Annotated in this window: 9 protein-coding genes and 1 pseudogene; 1 reads left to right on the top strand and 9 read right to left on the bottom strand. The window is 73.2% G+C overall.

What is annotated here, in order from left to right; translation table 11 throughout:
* Positions 1 to 241: 241 nt before the first annotated feature.
* The 9 genes and pseudogenes from ACFY0D_RS03150 to ACFY0D_RS03110 all read right to left on the bottom strand — a co-directional run bounded on the left by ACFY0D_RS03150 (position 242) and on the right by ACFY0D_RS03110 (position 13,584).
* A complete protein-coding gene (locus tag ACFY0D_RS03150) occupies positions 242 to 1,519 on the bottom strand; it encodes an MFS transporter (protein WP_390796678.1) in 1,278 nt (425 codons plus the stop codon).
* Between the two features lie 119 nt (positions 1,520 to 1,638).
* The gene (locus ACFY0D_RS03145) at positions 1,639 to 2,670 is read right to left on the bottom strand and encodes a winged helix DNA-binding domain-containing protein (RefSeq protein ID WP_390796677.1); all 1,032 of its coding nucleotides are present in this window, start codon (positions 2,668 to 2,670) and stop codon (positions 1,639 to 1,641) included.
* Positions 2,671 to 2,812: 142 nt separating this feature from the next.
* Positions 2,813 to 6,751: an amino acid adenylation domain-containing protein gene (locus ACFY0D_RS03140; RefSeq protein WP_390796676.1), complete on the bottom strand. Its 3,939-nt coding sequence runs from the start codon at positions 6,749 to 6,751 to the stop codon at positions 2,813 to 2,815.
* Between the two features lie 15 nt (positions 6,752 to 6,766).
* The gene (locus ACFY0D_RS03135; RefSeq protein ID WP_390796675.1) at positions 6,767 to 7,981 is read right to left on the bottom strand and encodes a cytochrome P450; all 1,215 of its coding nucleotides are present in this window, start codon (positions 7,979 to 7,981) and stop codon (positions 6,767 to 6,769) included.
* Position 7,982: 1 nt separating this feature from the next.
* A pseudogene (locus tag ACFY0D_RS03130) lies at positions 7,983 to 8,165 on the bottom strand (MbtH family protein); the annotation flags it as partial.
* Between the two features lie 36 nt (positions 8,166 to 8,201).
* Positions 8,202 to 8,987: a thioesterase II family protein gene (locus ACFY0D_RS03125; RefSeq protein ID WP_390796674.1), complete on the bottom strand. Its 786-nt coding sequence runs from the start codon at positions 8,985 to 8,987 to the stop codon at positions 8,202 to 8,204.
* A gap of 3 nt (positions 8,988 to 8,990) precedes the next feature.
* On the bottom strand, positions 8,991 to 10,934 hold the full coding sequence (locus ACFY0D_RS03120) for a non-ribosomal peptide synthetase (RefSeq protein ID WP_390796673.1): 1,944 nt from the start codon (positions 10,932 to 10,934) through the stop codon (positions 8,991 to 8,993).
* Entirely contained in the window at positions 10,931 to 12,442 is a 1,512-nt protein-coding gene (locus ACFY0D_RS03115; RefSeq protein WP_390796983.1) for an aldehyde dehydrogenase family protein, read from the bottom strand. The genes ACFY0D_RS03120 and ACFY0D_RS03115 overlap by 4 nt, the downstream gene beginning before the upstream one ends.
* A 128-nt stretch (positions 12,443 to 12,570) precedes the next feature.
* Positions 12,571 to 13,584, bottom strand: a complete 1,014-nt coding sequence (locus ACFY0D_RS03110) for a BTAD domain-containing putative transcriptional regulator (RefSeq protein WP_390796672.1) — start codon at positions 13,582 to 13,584, stop codon at positions 12,571 to 12,573.
* A gap of 174 nt (positions 13,585 to 13,758) precedes the next feature.
* On the opposite strand from ACFY0D_RS03110, the gene ACFY0D_RS03105 reads away from it, so the two are divergent.
* Positions 13,759 to 15,360, top strand: a complete 1,602-nt coding sequence (locus ACFY0D_RS03105) for a tryptophan halogenase family protein (RefSeq protein ID WP_390796671.1) — start codon at positions 13,759 to 13,761, stop codon at positions 15,358 to 15,360.
* Positions 15,361 to 15,417 lie beyond the last annotated feature (57 nt).

Here is a 15,417-nt window from a genome sequence, read left to right as displayed (position 1 = left end):
GGCGCGCCGCAGGAACGCGGCGCGGACGTGCGGGTTCCGCAGGTGCGGGTGCGTGAATTTCAGCCCCGCCAGGGGGGCACCTCCCCGCGGTGGCCGGGGGGGTTCGAGGCGCGGGGCCCAGGCGCGGAGCCCCGGCAACGGCGCCGCACCCGCGTACCGTCCGGTGGCGCGGGTTCGGGGCGGAGCCCGGTGGGAGCGGATGCCGATCGGCATGGCACCCGCTCCCGTTGGCCCGCACCGGTCAGGCGGTGATCCGTGAGGCCTCCGCGGCCTCGCCGGCAGGCGACTCGGCGTTGTCGCCGGTGGGCATTTCCTTGATCTTGGCCACCGGACCGGTCAGCAGGGTCAGGCCTCCGACGATGGTCACGGCACCGGCCACCGCGAGGCCCGCGGTGAGGCCGACCCCTTCGCCGAGGGCGCCGCCCGCGAAGTAGCCCAGCGACAGGGCGCCGTAGACCGCGGAGAGGGCGGTGCCGCTGACGCGGCCCATCTGCTCGTTCGGGGTGACACCCTGCACGAGGCTGAGGACGTGGATGTCGAACATCGGGGAGACGAAGCCGATGACGGCCTGGACCACGATCAGGCCGACGAAGCCGCCGATCGCGCCGCCCGTCGGAACCAGGATGTAGCCGGCGCCGAGCACGACCGCGGTGATGACCAGGAGGCGGCCCACCGAGAGGCTCTTGGAGACCACCTCGGAGAGCACCGCGCCGACGATGACGAAGACCGACATGACGGCGAAGGCGACACCGACCTGGCCGGGGCTCAGGTCCAGGACCTTGTACGCGTAGACGATCAGCAGGGCGTCGCCCATCGCGGCACCGAGGTTGACCACGACGTTGGCGGTGAACAGGCCGCGCAGGACCGGGTTGCCGAAGAGGGTCTTCATGCCCTCCTTCATCTCCGCCTTCGCGGAGGCCTTGCGCTCCTCGGTCCGCTCGCGGGTGTCCCGGTGGCGGATGACGAGGAGGGCGATCAGCGAGACGAGGAAGGTGAACGCGTCGGCGGTGATGGCGCGTGCGGCGCCGAGCAGCTGGATGAGGGCGCCGCCGGCGCCGGCCCCGACCGCTTCCGCGACGCTCCGGCTGATCTGGAGTTTGGTATTGCCCTCGATGAGGTTCTCGGTACCGATGAGCTGGGGCAGCCAGGACTGGTACGAGACCTCGAAGAAGGTGGTGAGGCAGCCGGTGACGGCGGCCACGATGTAGATATGCGTCATGCTGACGGAGTCGAGGGCGAATGCGAGCGGAATCGTGCCGAGGGCCAGGAAACGGCCCAGGTCGGCGACGATCATCACCGTGCGCCGCGAGACCCGGTCGGCCACCAGCCCGGCGATCGGGGCGAGCAGCAGGAAGGGGAGGAAGCGCAGCGCGCCCAGCACGCCGACCTCCAGGGCCCCGCCGTCCAGGACCACGACCGCGAGGGTCGGAAGTGCCAGGAGGGAGATCTTGTCGCCGAAGTTGCTGACGGTCTGCCCGAACCACAGGCGATTGAAATCGGAATGCCGACCGAGTGCCATGTCGACGCCCTTTTCTGATTGGGTACGGAATTGTCGGACGGCACTGACGCTATGGTCCGGAAGTTAGGCCCCGGTTATGAATTCCGGGACTATAGAACGCTTGTAGACATGCGATGAGTTCAGCTGGAGAACCGTGCGATGTCGGCGCTCTCGCGGGCGATTCCGGCCGCCACGGCGGGGGTGTGGGGCTCGGCCCCGGGGAAGGGATCAACCGTCACCGGCGCCCCGCGGCGGCCTCCGGACCAGGTGCCGACGGCCAGGCCGTCGACCAGCACGGTGGCGCGGATCTGCCCGCCGCCGGGCCACACCCGGCGTTCGTGTGCGGCGGGCACGGACAGGTCCCGGCTGCGGTAGCCGACGAGGTAGTTGTCGTAGGCCGGCAGCAGGCGTACGTCGGGCTCGCCCGGGGTGGGCGCCGGCTCGGGCCCGGTCTCCCGTACGGCGGCCCACGCGCTCTTGCCCGTGGTGGCCTTGAGCCCCGACCAGTGGACGAAGTCCAGGGCGTCGCAGGGGCCGTACGCCGTGCGGTAGCGGCGCGCGAGTTCGCGTTCGGCGGCGGCTCCGGTGAAGGGCAGGGGTCCGGTGGCGGGCAGCCAGTCGTCGAGGAGGACGAAGGTGGCCTCGCCGCCCTGCTGCGGTCCGTGGCAGATGCGGCCGTTCAGGGCGGCCCGGCGGATCAGGTGGAAGGCGGACTGCCCCTTCGGCTCCACCCCGAGGGTGGTGAGCCGGTCGGTGAGCTGGGCGCGGGTCAACGGCCCCTCGCCGTCGATCGCTTCGGTGATGAGGCGTTCCGAGCGGGTGCACAGGGACTCGTCGAGGCCCAGTTCGCGCAGCCGCCGGGCGGCGAGCGCGAGGTAGACCGGTCCGAAGAGGGCCAGCAGCCAGCGGGCGTCGGCGGCCGGCACCAGCTGGAGGGTGCCGCGCATGAACCAGCCGCGGACGGCGCTGCGTTCGGTGTCGGTGGCCCGGCGCACCGCGTCCTGGGTCACCCCGCGGGCCCGCACCCGGAGCCCGAGCTCCGCCGCGGGCAGGTCCTGCGCCTGCACGGCGAGCACCCGGTCGAGGACGGCGGCCACCGATTCCTCCCGGACCTCGCCCCCGATCGCCTGTGCGCGCGCCCTGAGCAGCCGGTCGGTCGTACGTCGTTCCACGTGTCCAGTCTTTCAGCCGAGCGGCCGTGGCCGCATCTTCTTCCTCGCGGGGAGGACCACCGCAGCTCCGAACGACGCCGAGGCCCTGCGCCGGGCGGCCGAGGAGCCGCCCGGCGCAGAGCCGGACCGGAGCGTGCGGCCGTCAGTGCTTGCGGCGCAGCACCGCGTAGTAGCCGGGCAGCCGCAGCGCGTCGGAGTCCGACCGGGGGTCGATCGCGTGCAGTTCCATCGCCTCGTCCTCGACGACCTCCCACGCGTCCGCGCCGAACGCCTCGGCCAGTTCGGGCCGGGTGAAGCGGTGCGAGTGCCGGACACCGGCCGCCTCCAGCGGGCCGACCAGGTCCTCGGCGCGGCCGCGCTTGCCGCCGACGAAGCCGAGGTAGCCGAAGGAGTTGCTGGAGTAGTCGGGCTCGTGCACGATCAGCGTGCCCTCGTCGCCCAGCAGCCGGCCGGCGACGGCGGCGAGCCGGGCCCGGGCCTCGCTGTCCAGGACGTGGAAGACGCCGCGGACGAAGATGTTGTACGGCCCCTCCCCCAGGACGGCGGCCTGCTCGGCGTCGGTCATGTCGATCGCCAGGTAGTCGACGTTGGGCACGCCCTCGGCCTCGCGCTTGGCGTGGTCGATGGCGCTGACCGATACGTCGACGCCGATGACGGAAGGGTGGTGCGGGGCGAGTTCGCGGCTGTAGCGGCCGTTGCCGCAGCCCAGGTCGATGACCGGCAGGTCGCTGCGGAAGTGGCGTTGCGCCTGGTCCAGCAGCCACTGGAACTCCTCGCCGCTGTCGGCGTCCCAGATGACGTCGCCGCCGCGTCCGGTGCGCCGGATCCCCGCCCAGTACCGCTCCCAGGCGTCGCCGGTGTCACGCTCCTCGGTCTTGCCGGGGGCGGCGCCGTCCTCGCCGGGCGGCAGGGAGTGGCGCTCCCAGATCTCGTCCTCGGCGAGGGCGTCCAGCAGGGAGGTGAACTCCTCGAACATGGCGTCGACGAGTCCGTCCGGGTAGACGGCGGGCAGGAAGTCCCAGTTGAAGGTCAGGCCGTCGGGCTTCTCGAAGACCTGGAAGTCGAGGGAGACCTGCGGGGTCTGGGAGATGCCGTAGACCGGGGCGCCCAGCTCGGTCTCCTCGTACTGCGGCGGGTGGCCGGCCAGGCTGGTCATCACCACGGGCATGGCCGGGGCGAGGGAGCCGCGCAGCTTGGTCAGCTCGCGCAGCACCTGCACCCCGCTGAAGTAGCGGTGCTCCAGGTCGGCCCAGAGCCGGCGCTGGACGGCCTGGGCCCGTCCGGCGAAGGTGGTCTCCGTCTGCTCGACGGCCAGCAGCAGGGTCGTCGTGGTGTCCGCGAGCAGCGAGTTGACCTGCGGGTGCAGCGGAAGACGGTTGAACAGCGGGAAGTTGATGGTGAACCGGGCCTGGCCGGCGGCCCTGCCGAGGATCTCGGCGTAGGCGGCGGCCAGTACCCCGGAGGGGGTCACCTCGCGGGCGTGCGCGCGCTCCTGGATCCGGCTCCACCGCTCCGGGGTGACGACGTGGCTGCGGCGCTCGAAGCGGACCGGCAGCTCGGGGGCGTCGGCCGGGCGCCCGGGCAGTTCGGGGGCGGGCGGAAGGGTGGCGAGGCGGTCGCGCCAGTACCACTCGGAGCGGCGGTAGAGCTCGCTGTCGCGCAGCGAGTTCCCGACGGCCAGGACGTAGTCGCGGAAGGTCAGCTCCAGCGGGGCGAGTTCCGCGCCGGGTTCCACGTAGTAGGTGACCAGGTCCGGGATGAGGACCTGGAAGTAGCTCCAGGCGTCGGCGACGAGGAAGTCCAGGCAGAGGTGGATCCGGGCCCGGCCGCCGCCGAGCAGGCTGATCCGTACGTCGAACAGCGGCCAGGCGTCGGCGTCGAGGACCTGGTGGGAGAGGCGCTCGCGCAGCTCGGCCAGCTCGGCCCGGCGGGACTCCTCGTCGAGGCCGCCGAAGTCGGTGACGGGGATCTCGTACGCCGGGATCTCCTCGAAGACCTGCTGGGTGCCGTCGGGCAGGACGCGGGTGCGCAGGGCGTCGTGGCGTTCGACGAGCCGGCGCCAGGCGCCCTCGAAGCGGGCGACGTCGAGCTGCTCGCTCTCCCACTCGAAGTAGCCGTGGCAGCCGACGTTGCCCAGTTCCACGAGCCCGCCGCGGCCGATCCACAGGGCCTGCTGGCTCTCGGTGAGCGGGAAGGGCTCGAAGCGGGCGCCGGGGTCCGGGACGATCGCGGGGAGTCCGCCGAAGGAGCCGCGGCCGCCCGTGCGTTCGGTGGTGACGAGGGTGGCGAGCTCGGCGACGGTGGGGCAGGTGGAGAGGTCGGAGAGGCTGAGCTCGACGCTGTAGCGGCGGCGGATCTCGTCGATCAGCTGGAAGGCGAGCAGCGAATGCCCGCCCAGCTCGAAGAAGTTGTCGTGGATGCCGACGCCGTCGGTGCGGAACGCCTCGGCCCACAGCCGGCTGAGCCCGTCCTCGACCTCGTTGCGGGGGGCCTCGTAGCCGGCGCCGACCGCGTCGCGGCCCTCCGGGGGCTCGGGCAGGCTGCGCCGGTCGACCTTGCCGTTGGGCAGGCGCGGGAGGGCGGGCAGCACGACGACGGTGGCGGGGACCATGTAGTAGGGCAGGGTGCGGGCGACATCGGCGCGCACGGCGGCGGAGTCCGGGTCGGCCGGGCCGGCCGGGGACACGTAGGCGATGAGCCGCTTGTCTCCGGGACCTCGCTCCTGGGTGACGACGACGGCCTCGGCGATGTCGTCGAGTCGGGCGATGTGCGTCTCGACCTCGCCGAGCTCCACGCGGAAGCCGCGGATCTTCACCTGGGAGTCGGAGCGGCCGAGGAGTTCCACGGCGCCGTCCTCGCGGCGGCGGGCGAGGTCGCCGGTGTCGTAGAGCACCGGGTGCGGGTCGCCGGGGAGGAAGTTGGGGTGGAACTTCGCGGCGGTGAGCTCGGGGCGGCCGTGGTAGCCGGCCGCGACCCCGGCGCCGGAGACGTGCAGACGGCCGACCTCGCCCTCGGGCACCGGGCTGCCGTCCTCGTCCAGGAGGTGCACGCGGAGATTGGCGATGGGCACGCCGACCGGGACCTGGCGGGTGGCGCGGACCTCGTCGGAGGTGGCCTGGCTGGTGAAGTCGACGCCGGCCCCGAGGTCGAGGCAGGACAGGACGTTGGTGGTCTCGGTGGTGCCGTAGGTCATCACGACCCGGAAGGGGGTGGCGGCGGGCGGCCAGCTGTGGACGCGCTCGGCGGTCGTCACCAGGATCCGCAGCGCGGTGTCGGCGGGCCAGTCCAGGCCCCAGGCGGGCTCGGCCAGGGCGGCCACCAGCATCGTGTGGGTGATGCCCTCGCCGACGAGCCAGTCGCGGATCTGCTCGGGGGTCTGTGCCTGTCCGGCCTCGGGGATGTGGATGGCCGCCCCGGCGGGCAGGTAGGCGAGCCATTCCATGATCTGGACGGCGAAGCCGGGGGTGGACATCCAGGAGGCGCGGTCGCCGGGCCGGACCCCGTAGGCGCGGGTGGTCCAGTGCACGAGGTTGGTGAGCGCACCGTGCCGCTCCAGGACGGCCTTGGGGGTGCCGGTGGAGCCGGAGGTGTAGATGAGGTGGCTGACGGTGTCGGGGCCGGTCACGACGGCGGGCGCGGTGTCCGGGAGGTCCTGTCCGGCGGTGGCGACCTCGGCCTGTGGCACGTCCTGCGGTATCCGGCGGCCGAGGCCGTCCGGGGTGAGGACGAGCAGCGGGGCGGCGTCGGCGATCATCGCCGCGAGCCGGTCGTCGGGGTTGACCGGGTCGAGGGCGACGATCGCGGCGCCCGTCTTGAGGATGGCGAGGGAGCCGATGACGTACTCGGCGCTACGGGGGTAGCAGAGGCCGATCCGGGTCCCGGCGGCGGCTCCGCGGGCGATCAGCGCGTGCGCCAGCCGGTTGGTGGCGGCCTCCAGTTCGGTGTAGGTCCAGCTGCGGTCGCCCTGCGCGAGGGCGGTGGCCCGGGGGGTGCGGGCGGCCTGTTCGGCGAGGAGCTGCGGATACCCCGTGGCGGGGAAGGCGGCGTCCGAACGGTTGAAGTCGACGAGTGCGGTGGTCACAGTGCGGGCCCTTTCTTACTTCGCGAAGGCTCGGCTGCGCAGCAGCCGCACGGGGAGACTGTTGATCCCCCAGGTGAAGTTGGAGGAGTTGAAGGTGACGGGTCCGGCCAGTTCGAATCCGTCCAGCACGCCGAGCATCTCGGTGAGCAGGGCGCCGAGTTCGAAGCGGGCGAGCCGCGCGCCGAGGCAGAGGTGACGGCCGTGCCCGAAGGCGACGTGCCGGTTGGGGCGGCGGTCGACGCGGAAGGCGTGGGGGTCGGCGAAGACGTCCTCGTCGCGGTTGGCCGAGACGTTCCACAGCGTCACCCGGGCGCCCTCGGCCACCGGGATCCCGTTGATCTCGGTGTCGCGGACCGCGGTGCGCAGGGCGTGCACCCCGGGGGTGGTCCAGCGCAGGATCTCCTCGACGGCCGGGGCGATGCCGCCCTGGCCGAGGCCGCGCAGCAGCCGCCACTGGTCGGGGTGTTCGGCGAACATGTGGACCGCGCCGGCCGCCGAGTAGCGGGTGGTCTCGTTGGCCCCGGAGAGGACTCCGTTGAGGTTGAAGACGATCTCGTGGTCGCTGAGCGGCCGTTCGGTGCCGTCGCCCTCGTCCACGAGGGTGTCGTGGGCGATCTGGCTGACCAGGTCGTCGCCGGGGCGGGCCCGGCGTTCGGCGAGCAGTTCGATGAAGTAGAGGAAGATCTCCGAGTGCGCGTTGGTGCGCACCTCGTCGTCCGGGGAGTCGAAGGCGTCGGTGGTCAGGGCCCCGATCCAGGCCCAGTCGGCGCGCGGGATGCCCATCATGGCGCACACGACCCGGTTGGGCAGTTGCTTGGCGAGGTCGATGAAGTCCAGTTCGTCGCGTTCGGCGGCCTCGGCCACCAGCTCGCCGACCACCTTCTCGACCATCGCCTCCAGGCGCGGCATCTGCTGCGGTCCGAAGGCCTGGTGCAGGGCTCGCTTGAGGCGGGTGTGGTGGGGGACGTCGGAGACGATGAGCATGCGCTGGGCGACGGCGGCGACGGCGGCCGGGTCGCTGCCCAGCCGCATCCCGCGGGCCGAGCTGAAGGTGTCGCTGTCGGCGTAGACCTTCATGATGTCGCGGTGGCGGGTCAGCGCCCAGAAGCCTCCGTCGTCGCTGCCGGGTTCGGGGTGCCAGTGGACGGGCGAGTGGGCGCGCAGCCAGGTGAAGGCGGGCCAGAAGTCGTTGCGGCCGAAGGGGCCCGGGTCGAGCAGGTCGATCTCCATCTCAGGCTCCTCGCAGGCTGAGCGGGCGGGTGTCGGGCCATTGGGCGTCCACGAAGCCGGCGCATTCGTCCTCGGTGCCGTCGAACCCGGCCGGCGTCCAGCCGTCGGGGGTCTCGCGTGTGGCGGGGTACAGCGCGTACTGCCCCTCGTGGTTCACGAGGACCTGGTGGGTGGTGGGCACGGTGTCCTCCGGACTCGGGCGGGTGGGACGGCCGGGCGCTCAGGCGCCGGTCGCGGTCGCGGTGGGGGCGGGGGCCGGGGCGGGGGCCGGCGCATCGGCGCCCCCGGCCCGCAGCAGGGTGGTCAGGTGGTCCAGTACCGGCCGCGGGCGGCGCAGTACGGCGTGGTGGCCGCCCGTGGTGGTGTGCCGGGTGAAGGCGGCGGTGGTGATGGCGGCCCAGCCGTCCAGGTCGGCGGAGCTGACGGTCTCGTCACCGTCGGCCCCCCAGGCGTGGACGGGCGTGCCGAGGCGGACGCCCGGCTTGTGGACGTAGCTCAGGGACAGCTGGGCGTCCTTGCGGAGCATGGCGACCATCAGGGCGCGGGTGTCCTCGTCGAGCAGTTCGGGGTCGAGGCCGGCCGTGTCGAAGAGCTTGTCCAGCTCCTCGCCGTCGTCGACGATGCCGCGGCCTGCGCCGTCCCAGTGGCCGGGGGCCCGGCAGCCGCTGACCACCAGGGCCCGCGGGGCGACCCGGCGGGAGACCTCGTAGCCGAGGAGGCCGCCGAAGCTGTGGCCGAAGACGATCAGCGGCCGGCCGGTGGCAAGGATGTCCCGCAGTTCCGCGGCGATGGCTTCGACGGCCTCGTCGAAGGTGTCCGGCATCGGGTCCCGCCAGCGGTTCTCCCGGCCCGGCAGTTGTACTCCGTACACCTGGGCGGTGCCGGCCAGTTCGGGCTGCCACGAGCGGAACTGCTGGCAGCCGGCCCCGGCGGGGGGCAGGCACAGCAGCACGGGCAGGGCCTGGTCGGCGGGGTCGTCCGTCCAGGTGGAGATCCAGGCGCCCATGGCTCAGGCCCCTTCGGCGGGGTCTGCGGCGGGATCGTCGGCCAGGGCGGCGGAGACCTCCCGCTCGGCGGAGAGCCGGTCGAGTTCGGCGGCGAAGTGCCGGGCCGTCGGCTCGGCCAGCAGCGCGCCGAGGCCGACGCGCAGTCCGGTGACGCGGCGCAGTTCCGACACCGCGCGGGCGGCGGCCAGGGAGTGGCCGCCCAGCTCGAAGAAGTCCGCGTCGGGGCCGGGGATCTCGGTGGCGAGCACGTCGGCCCAGACGGCCATCACGATGCGCTCGCTCGTGGTCGGACCGGCGCCCGGGGTCACCACCGGTGCGTCGGACGTCCGTTCCGGCGCCGTCAGGGCCGTGGCCAGTGCCTCACGGTCGGCCTTTCCGGTGCTGAGGGTCGGGATCCGGTCGAGCACCCGTACGGCGGCGGGCACCGCGGCCGCGGGCAGCTGCTTGCGGCAGCGTTCCACGACCAGGTCGGCGAGGCCCGCCGGGTCGGCGCCGGGGGCCGCGACCACGGCGAGGCCGAGGGTCTGCCCCGAGGCGAGCGGGCAGCAGGCGGCGGCGACGACCTCGGGGAGTTCGGCGGCGATCCGCTCCACCTCGCCCAGTTCGATGCGGTGGCCGCGGATCTTCACCTGGTCGTCGCGGCGGCCCCGGTACTCCAGTTCGCCGCCGGCCCGGCGGATCACCACGTCGCCGGTGCGGTACATGCGGGTGCCTCCGCCCTGGAAGGGATCGGGCAGGAAGCGGCTCGCGGTGAGTCCGGGGCGGCCCCGGTAGCCGCGCGCCACGGCGGGGCCGCCGAGGTAGAGCTCGCCCTCGGTGCCGGCGGGCACCGGGCGGAGCTCCTCGTCCAGGACGTACGCCCGGTAGCCGGGCAGCGGTCGTCCGATGGTGGTCACGTCGTCCCCTCGTCGGCTGTCGGCCCAGGTCGCGGCGATGGTCACCTCCGTCGGCCCGTACACGTTGAGCAGCCGGCGGCCGCGGGAGAACCGCTCGGCCAGGGCGGCCGGGCAGGCCTCCCCGGCGACCACGACCACCTCGGCGGTGTCGATCCCGGCGCCGTGGGCGGCGAGCAGCGACGGGGTGAGGGAGACGGTGCGCAGGCCGGCGGGCAGGGGCTCGCGGCCCTCGGCGGCGGCCTGGCGCAGGCCGTCCAGGGAGAGGTCGGTGAGGGCGACCCCCTGGCCGTGCGTCAGATAGAGCAGGGTGCACCAGAGCCAGCCGTCGAAGGCGGGTGAGACGGCGTTGAGGCCGAGGCCGCCGGGGGGCAGGCCGAGGGTGCCGAGGGCGTCGACGAAGGTGTCCAGGCCCCGGTAGGTGACCTCGACCCCCTTGGGGCGGCCGGTGGTTCCGGAGGTGTAGATGAGGTACGCGCAGCTGTCGGGGGCGGGTACGGACACGGCGAGCGCGCCGGGGGCGCTGCGGCGGACGTCGGCGGGGGCGAGCAGGGCGATCCCGCCGGGCTCCAGGCCGGTGGGTACCCCGGGGGCGACCAGGACGGCCGCCCCGGCGTCGCGCAGGACGCGGCCGAGGCGCTCGACGGGGTGCGCGGGGTCCAGGGGGACGGCGGTCCCGCCGAGGCTCCAGACAGCGAGCAGGGCGGGCACGCTCTCCCGGGACCGGCCGAGCAGCAGCCCGACGGAGGTCTCCGGGCCGACTCCGGCCCCGGCGAGCGCGGTGGCGTACCGGGCGGTGCGGGCGGCGAGCGCCGCGTAGGTGAGGGTGCCGTCGAAGGCCTTGACGGCGGTCTCGTTCGGCTGTTCGCGGGTCCACCGCTCCAGGCGGGCGAAGAGCGGCGGGAGTGCGCCGTCGGCCCGTCCGGCGGAGCCCGGTCCGGCGGAGCCCGATCCGGCAGAGCCCGGTTCGGCCCGTGCCGCCCGGGGCGGTGCGTCGTCGGCCGGTACGCCCGGGGCGGTGGCCCCGGCGGACTCGGCGTGCCGGTCGGTCATCCGTCGTTCCTCTCGGTGTCCGCCGGGCGGGCGGCCGCGGTGGCCCGCAGGCGCGGGCCGACCACCTGGCCTCCCGTGCCCTGCGGGAGCTGCATCGACTTGGTCTCCAGGAAGGCCTCCAGTCCGGCGGTGCCGCATTCGCGCCCGATCCCGGACTGCTTGAACCCGCCGAACGGGGCGGCCGGGTTGAACTGGCCGCCGTTCACGTCGACCAGGCCGGAGCGGAAGCGCCGGGCGATCCGTTCGGCGCGGGCGCCGTCGCCGGACCAGACGGCGCCGTGCAGCCCGTAGCGGGTCCCGTTGACGATCCGGACCGCCTGGTCCTCGTCGTCGTAGGGGATGACCGAGAGCACCGGCCCGAAGATCTCCTCCTGGCCGATCGTGCTCAGCGGGTCCACGTCGGCGAAGACCGTCGGCTGGACGTAGTAGCCGGTGTCCAGGCCGGCGGGCCGGTCGGGGCCGCCGCGGACCAGCCGGCCGGCGCCCTCGTCGATGCCGCGGCGGATGTGGCCGGTGACGCGGGCGTGCGCGGCGGCGGAGACCAGGGGGCCGAGGTCGGTCGCGGGGTCGCGCGGGTCGCCGGTCACGTACCCGGCCATGGCCTCGCCGGCGAGCTGTACGGCCTCGTCCTGGCGGTCCCTCGGTACGAGCAGCCGGCTCCACTGCAGGCAGGTCTGGCCCGTGTTGAAGAGCATCTGGTCGACGGTGGCGGCCACGGACGCGGCCAGGTCGGCGTCGTCGAGGACGAGGCTCGCGTTCTTCCCGCCGAGTTCGAGGTGGACGCGCTTGACGGTGTCGGCGCCGAGTGCGGAGACCTCGCGGCCGGCCCGGGTGGAACCGGTCAGGGAGACCACGTCGATCAGCGGGTGGGTGACGAGCGCGGTGCCGACGGCGGCGCCGGTGCCGACGACCATGTTGAAGACGCCGGGCGGCAGATCGGCCTCGGCGATGGCCTCGGCGAGCAGCCGGGCGTGCAGCGGGGTGATCTCGCTCGGCTTGTGCACGACCGTGCAGCCGGCCGCGAGCGCGGGGAGGATCTTCTGCACGGTGAGCAGCAGCGGGGTGTTCCACGGGGTGATGCACGCGGCGACCCCGGCGGCCTCGCGCACGACGAGCGAATGGCCGACGCGCTCCTCGAAGGCGTAGGAGGCGGCGGTCTCGACGCAGTGGGCCGCCATGCCGAGGGAGAGCCCGACATGGGTCTGGCGGGCCATCCGGGCGGGCGCCCCGACCTCGGCGGTGATGGTCTCGGCGAAGCGGTCGGCCCGGGCCTCCATGGCCGCGACGACCCGGCGGAGCAGGGTCGTGCGTTCACGCACCGGGGAGGCGGCCCAGCGCGGGAAGGCGGCCGCCGCGGCGCGCGCGGCGAGGTCGGCGTCCCGGGCGGTGCCCGCGGGCACGGTGGCCAGGGCGCGCTCGGTGGCGGGGTCGGTGACGACCAGGCGGCCGTCGGCGTCGGAGGCGACCCAGGCGCCGCCGATCCACTGGTCGGTGTAACGGGGCGGCAGGGGGGCCGCGTCGCTCTCGGCCCCGGCGGGTCTGGAGTCCTGTGGCTCGGTCGGCACGGTCAGCACGGTCACGGTGGGGTCCTCACTCGGTCACGGGATCACGGGCTCGCTGAACAGCTGGGTCGGTGTCACGCGGTCGCCTGGTCGGCCGCGCGGGCCAGGGCGGCCGCGGCCCGGTTGTCGGGCCTGGCCCGCCGCACGGGGCGGGCCAGGGCGGTCGTACGGGCGTCCGGGCTCCAGGCGGGGGTCCCGGCGGGAGTCCCGGCCCGGCGGGCCGCCGGCCGCAGCGCGCGGACGGTGGCGGGCGGGGCTCCGGTCACGGCGGAGACGGGGGCGGAGGCGGCCCGGGCGCGCGCCGCGGCCGGGATCAGGGTGCCCAGCAGCCGCTGGGTCTCGTGGCCGGGTGCCACGGCCAGCTCGTCGCGCATCCGGCGGGCGCACAGCTCGTACCAGCGCCGGACGCAGGCGAGTTCACCGCGCCGGCCGTGTGCGGCCATCAGCGCGCGGTAGGTCTCCTCGTGATGGCGGTCGATCTCCAGGGTGCGCTTGCACACCTCGATCAGCTCCACGAAGTCCTCGCGGGACTCGGCGTCGGCGCGCAGCACTCCCAGGGCCCGCAGCGCGAGCGCCCTGAGGTACTCGCGCTGTTCGACGACCCAGTCGGCGCTCTCGCCGCGCAGGAACTCGCCGCCGTAGAGACCGGTCGCCGCCCGCAGCCGGGTGCGGGCGAGCGGGGTGTCGCCGGCCGCTGCGGCGCGCAGGCCGGTGTGCACCAGTTCCTGGAAGCGGTCGAGGTCGGACCACAGCCCGGTGATGTGCAGGACGTAGCCGAAGTCCCGGTAGACCAGCCGGATCCCGGAGTCGCCGGGGCGGTCGGGGTGGGCGTCGAGCACCCGGCGCAGTGCGTGGGCGGCGACCTTCAGGGAGCTGCCCGCGGCGGCGTCGGCGCCGGGCCACAGAGAGGCGTAGAGCCGGTCGCGGGTGAGCATCTGGCCGCGGTGGACCACGAGGTACTGGAACAGGCCACGGGCCTTGCCGGCCCGCCAGCGCTGGACGGGGGTGCCGTTGACGGTCAGCTCGAAGTCGCCCAGGAAGCGGACCCGTACCGCCGGTCCCGCCGTCCCGTCCGCTGCGGTGGTCATCGCGTCCTCCCGGTGGTATTCAGCCTGCCGCTCTGCCTGCGAGGAGTGTGTCCGGGGGGTCTACAAAGGCCCTACAACGGCCGGATCCGAGCTGTGTAGAGCGGTGATAGGGCGCTTTTCGACACTGATGAGCACGACCACCCGAACCGCCGAATCCGAAATGAGGGCTGTTTCATGACCAGCAGCGACACCCGGCTTCAGAAGGTCGTCATCCTGGGCGGCGGCACGGCCGGCTGGATGACGGCCGCATACCTCGGAAAGGCGCTGCAGGGAACGGTCGACATCACCGTGCTCGAAGCGCCGACGATCCCCCGCATCGGTGTCGGCGAGGCCACCGTGCCCAACCTGCAGCGCTCCTTCTTCGACTACCTGGGCATCGCCGAGGACGAGTGGATGCGGGAGTGCAACGCGAGCTTCAAGATGGCCGTGCGCTTCGTCAACTGGCGGACCGACGGGCAGGGCGAGTCGGCGGCCCGCGAGCTGCCGGGCGGCGGTCCGGACCACTTCTACCACCCGTTCGGGCTGCTCCCCGACTACGACCAGACCCCGCTGTCGCACTACTGGTTCAAGCGCAAGTACGAGGGCCGCACCACCGAGCCGTTCGACTACGCCTGCTTCCGCGAGCCCCCGGTGATGGACGCGATGAAGGCCCCGCGCTGGCTCGACGGCCGGCCGGCCACCCGGTACGCCTGGCACTTCGACGCCCAGCTGGTGGCCGACTTCCTGCGCCGGTTCAGCACCGAGAAGCAGGGCGTGAACCACGTGCAGGACGAGATGGTGCGGGTCGAGCAGGACGAGCGCGGCTACGTGACCACGCTGCACACCAAGGGCGGACTGGCCCTGGACGCCGACCTGTTCGTGGACTGCTCGGGCTTCCGCGGCCTGCTGATCAACCAGGCGATGGAGGAGCCCTTCATCGACATGAGCGACCACCTGCTGTGCGACAGCGCGGTGGCGACGGCCGTCGCGCACGACGACGAGGCGAACGGTGTGGAGCCGTACACCTCGGCGATCGCCATGTCGTCCGGCTGGGCCTGGAAGATCCCCATGCTGGGGCGCTTCGGCACCGGCTACGTGTACTCCAGCAAGTTCACCGACCAGGACACCGCCACCCGCGAGTTCGCGGACATGTGGGGCCTGGACCCCGAGGTGACGAAGTTCAACCACATCCGTTTCCGCGTCGGCCGCAACCGTCGGGCGTGGGTGAAGAATGTCGTCAGCATCGGCCTGTCCTCCTGCTTCCTGGAGCCGCTGGAGTCGACGGGCATCTACTTCATCACCGCCGCGATCTACCAGCTGGCCAAGCACTTCCCGGACAAGACCTTCAACGACGGTCTGATCAACAGCTTCAACCACGAGATCGAGGTGATGTTCGACGACACCCGCGACTTCATCCAGGCGCACTTCTTCTACGCGCCGCGCAACGACACGCCGTTCTGGCAGGCCAACAAGAAGCTGACCCTCCCCGACAACATCCAGCAGAAGATCTCCGCCTACAAGGCCGGTCTGCCCATCAACTCGCCGATCACCGACGAGTCGACGTACTACGGCAACTTCGAGGCCGAGTTCCGCAACTTCTGGACCAACGGCAGCTACTACTGCATCTTCGCGGGCCTCGGCCTGGAGCCGGACGCCCCGCTGCCCTCCCTGGCACACCGGCCGGACTCGGTGGCCAGCGCCGAACCCCTCTTCGACGCGGTCAAGCGCCAGCAGCAGAACCTGCTGGAGACGCTCCCCAGTGCCTACGACTACCTGCGCCAGCTGCACGGCGCGTAAGGCCCACCGCTCCCACGGCCCGGCAGTACGGCTCTCCCGCCGGCTGCCGGGCCGCAG

It is taken from the genome of Streptomyces sp. NPDC001502 (assembly GCF_042894785.1).
Classification (GTDB): Bacteria; Actinomycetota; Actinomycetes; order Streptomycetales; family Streptomycetaceae; genus Streptomyces; species Streptomyces kutzneri.
The sequence above is the reverse complement of the archived record's forward strand: the minus strand, read 5'-3'. Positions and strand labels throughout refer to the sequence as shown.

Bases quoted from the DNA above. Each gene is read 5' to 3' on its own strand.
- ACFY0D_RS03135 (WP_390796675.1), bottom strand. From the start codon at position 7,981: ATGGAGATCGACCTGCTCGACCCGGGCCCCTTCGGCCGCAACGACTTC.
- ACFY0D_RS03110 (WP_390796672.1), bottom strand. From the start codon at position 13,584: ATGACCACCGCAGCGGACGGGACGGCGGGACCGGCGGTACGGGTCCGC.
- ACFY0D_RS03120 (WP_390796673.1), bottom strand. From the start codon at position 10,934: ATGACCGACCGGCACGCCGAGTCCGCCGGGGCCACCGCCCCGGGCGTA.
- ACFY0D_RS03105 (WP_390796671.1), top strand. From the start codon at position 13,759: ATGACCAGCAGCGACACCCGGCTTCAGAAGGTCGTCATCCTGGGCGGC.
- ACFY0D_RS03150 (WP_390796678.1), bottom strand. From the start codon at position 1,519: ATGGCACTCGGTCGGCATTCCGATTTCAATCGCCTGTGGTTCGGGCAG.
- ACFY0D_RS03125 (WP_390796674.1), bottom strand. From the start codon at position 8,987: ATGGGCGCCTGGATCTCCACCTGGACGGACGACCCCGCCGACCAGGCC.